General features: G+C 45.7%; 2 protein-coding genes. One reads left to right on the top strand and one right to left on the bottom strand.

The window, feature by feature from the left end; genetic code table 11:
• Positions 1 to 236 precede the first annotated feature (236 nt).
• Complete coding sequence (locus tag PX484_RS06565; RefSeq protein WP_287767656.1) at positions 237 to 1685, top strand: family 10 glycosylhydrolase; 1449 nt, start codon at positions 237 to 239, stop codon at positions 1683 to 1685.
• 6 nt (positions 1686 to 1691) lie between these two features.
• Here PX484_RS06565 and PX484_RS06560 read toward each other — a convergent pair whose 3' ends face one another.
• A complete protein-coding gene (locus tag PX484_RS06560; protein WP_002801646.1) occupies positions 1692 to 3896 on the bottom strand; it encodes a GumC family protein in 2205 nt (734 codons plus the stop codon).
• Positions 3897 to 3932 lie beyond the last annotated feature (36 nt).

Below are 3932 nucleotides of genomic sequence, written 5' to 3'. Positions count from 1 at the left end.
TTGGGTAAGACTTTTAGACTTTTTGTCAATCAAAAAGTACCAGGCATGGGAGTGATCAGGGGGAAAATTGAGGTACTTTTTCCCTGAAAATTAGGTAGTTGACCACCTGAAAATCGGTAAAACCCTACACCCCACACCCCATACCCCACACCCTACCCCCAGGAAAAACTTTTTCAGCAGACCCTATTTATCTGAAAGTGCCAACAATAAAAAAATAGCAAACGCTGTGAACAACTATGTTAAAGAAAATTAATTGTCTGCGATCTCTATCCTGTTTCCTCGCTACAATCCTCTGGAGTAGTCATCTAGGGATTAACTCTAGCCTCGCTGTCAATGATAATTGTCAACTGTCCGAATCAGAAATCAAACAACAAGAAAATCTGCGTCAAACTTCGCCCCAAGAATATAACATTTTATTGCAGAAATATGCTGAACAATTGCGCTTTTGTCGGTCCCGACATTGGTTACAGGAACAGGCGATCTGGTTACGTCTCTACTCCTGTGATACCCGTCCAGGCTCGATCGAAAGTATCCTCGATCGCATCGTGGCCAAAGGTTATAATACAGTTTATCTGGAAGTTTTTGCCGATGGTCAAGTCCTATTACCTCCTAACAATAATCCCACCGTTTGGGATAGCGTCATTAAAAATCCCAGTGCCGGAAATGTCGATTTATTAGCACAGGCGATCGAACAGGGACATAAACGCGGTTTAAAGGTTTATGCTTGGTTATTTAGCCTCAATTTTGGCTATGCTTATAGCTTGAAACCCGATCGACAGGAGGTGTTAGCACGCAATGGTAAAGGACAAGATAGCACCTCTTTTGTCGATGATCAATCCCAAACTTTTGTCGATCCCTACAGTAATCAAGCGCGACAGGATTATTTAATTCTCCTAGAAGCCATTTTACAACGTCGTCCCGATGGAGTTTTATTTGATTATATTCGCTATCCCAGAGGAACAGGAGTCGATTCTGTTGCTGATGATGTCAAAGATTTATGGATTTTTAGTCCAGCATCCCGACAAGCTTTCATTAATCGAGGATTGAATAATAAGGGCAAATTTTTAATCGATCGCTATCTGACTCGTGGGCAAATTTCCCCCGATGATATCGTCGAAGCCGACCTCCTTTATCCCCAAGAAACCGCCCCTCTTTGGCAAGGAAGAATACCTTTAGAGGAGGAGATGAAACAATCAGTTAAAACCCGTTTTGATCGCCTCAAATTAGAACTTTGGTTCCTAGCGGTTGCCCATGCTGCCCAGGGTGTAATTGATTATATTAGTTATTTTTCCGCCCTAGTGGAACGTCAGGGAATTCCCGCCGGGGCAGTGTTTTTTCCTGATGGGAATCGTCTTGTGGGTAATCAAGGTTTTGATTCTCGTTTACAAGCTTGGGATAGTTTTCCCGCTTCCCTAGAATGGCATCCCATGTCCTACGCTAATTGTAACGATACCACCTGTATAGTTAATCAGATCAAAAGAGTAGTGGCAAGCAGGGGAAATCAAACTCCTGTTATCCCAGCTTTAGCGGGTTTATGGGGACAACCCTATAACAATCGTCCCTCCTTAGAAGTACAAATGGAAGCGATTCGGATCGCTTTTCCCACAATAGATGGTATCAGTCATTTTGCTTTTTCTTGGCAAGAACCACAATTCGATCGAGCCAGAAGATTTTGTCAAATCTAACCGCATTTACACCTCCACTTTCACTTCCTCCACCTCTGTTTGTCCCTGTGTTGAGGGAACTATCAAAGCTGGCAGTTCCGGTTCGGCGGTGTTGAGACTCATTGTAATATCGACGTAGTTAATCACCGCCCCTAAAATTTTCACCTCCGCTTCTGCTAACTGGTCAGTTGCTTCACTCAAGAGACTAGAACGAGTGATCGCCTGGCGCGTTACCAGAATAATCCCGTCTGCTAGTTCTTCTAAGAGAAGCGCATCATTACAGCTAGACAGAGAAGGCGTATCGACAATCACCAGATCGAAACGGCCGCGAGAATCTTTGAGAATTAATTGTAATTCGCTCGATTCAATGATAGCTGCCGCTTGTTTTTGCGGACCGGGACTAGGCAAAATGGAAAGGTTTTCAATATTTGGGGCCAGACGGACCGATTTACTTTTTGCCCCGTAGTAAAGTAGGGGTTCTCGGAAAGAATTAGGATCGGGAATGACTCCGATTTTTTCAGCTTTGGAAAGACTTCTCAGATCTCCTTCTACTAACAGAGTCCGTCGCCCCGCTAAAGCCGCAGCGATCGCCAGATTATAGGCAGTGGCGGTTTTCCCCTCTCCGCCAGTAATGCTGGTGACAACAACTACTTTCACCGTTTCGCCGCCGCCAACAAGTCGCAGGGTACTGCGTAAACGTTCGTAGTAGGGGAGATAATTGGCATTAGCATCGGCGAGAATCGGCTCGATTTCCTCGCCCTCTAAATTCCGGACAATGGGCAATTGTCCTAAGAGTAGTATATCCCGACTAACCAAAGCTTCCCGCAATTCTTGGGGACTGTGCAGGCGATCATCGATCACTGCTAACAGGAGAATCACGCCCAATCCGGCTAAAGTTCCCAAACCAGCACCCACCAAGAGAATCAAGGTACGATTCTTGCGGTTAAACACCTGTTCGATCCGTTCAGCAACTGGCGTTTGGGCGACGGTGAGACTACCCACGGTTTCCGCTTCTGCGGCCTGAGCATCCACCAGAGCATTGAGAATATTCTCGTAGATACCCCGTTGAAAGGCGACGGCTTGGATTAAACGAGCTTGCTGTAGCTGTTTATCGGGGAATTTCTCGTATTGGGAGCGTAATTGCTGTTCCTGAGTCACTAAGGATTCTAATTGTTTCATTAAACCCTCGCGCTGGGTTTGCAGGGTGACTAATTGAGCCGCTAGTTGTTGACGGGTGGCATCGAGATTACTTTGCTGACGGATGCGACTGCTGGGAAGATCGGTCAGGATGCCATCTTTTCCGATCACCTCGGCGGCTCTTTTTTGTAAGAGAGATTCGTTAACTTCCTGTTCTTTGCGTAATTTAGCTACGGTGGGATGTTCGGGACGTAAATCCTTCTGTAGTCGCTCCAATTGGGCTTCCGTACCCAAGATCTGCGCTCGGATACTGGCAATAATCGGGTCGGCACTAAGGGCCGAGGAGGTGTAAGCTTGATCGGGGGTTAAATCGAGTTGTTTACTCAGACTATTAATCTGTCCTTGAATGCCTTGCAGTTCTAGGCGAATTTCTCGCTGTTGCTGTTGACTACTGGTGATAGCGGCGAATAAACTCCCATCTTGAATCGCCAATAAATCTGAACCCTGGGTACTAATGTAGCGATAAAACTTTTCTTCGGCTCTGGTTAAATCTTTTTGGACTTCGTTAAGTCGGACACTGAGAGCTTCTATGCGGGCCCGTAACTGGGAAGTATTCAGCCAGCGACTGTATTCCACCATTTCCTTCATCAAGGTTTCGAGAATTAACTCCGCCTTGGACTGGGAGTCGGACATTAACTCTAAAAGTATCTCTTGAGGTTGGTCGCTATTATTTTTTTGTCCCTCCGCTTCACCAGGGAAGGTGATTTTCAAATCTTGATCGCGAATTTTAACGATCTGTTCCTGATTAAATTGCAGTTTTTGGGCTGTATTGACCAATACCCGGGGAGACAGCAGTAAATCGCGGTTAATAGCTCGCCCTTGTTCTTGCAGTTTGGTTCCTGTACTGGTAAAAGCCGGCGGCGGCACCCGGTAGGCCAATTGTCCCACCGCTCGATAAAAGGTGGGCGGTTTCTCAGGATCGGGTAGGAGAGCAAAGATCACAGAACCGCCTAAACAGACGAGGAAGACGAATATTCCCACAAATTTGTTCTGATCTAGCGAGATGAGAAATCGTTTAACAATTGGTAGAGCCATAGCTTTTTAATGTATTCCCAGATTCTTTACATTTTA

The organism is Microcystis sp. M49636_WE2 (assembly GCF_030065375.1).
GTDB lineage: Bacteria > Cyanobacteriota > Cyanobacteriia > Cyanobacteriales > Microcystaceae > Microcystis > Microcystis aeruginosa_C.
This window is presented reverse-complemented; position numbering and strand designations above follow the sequence as displayed.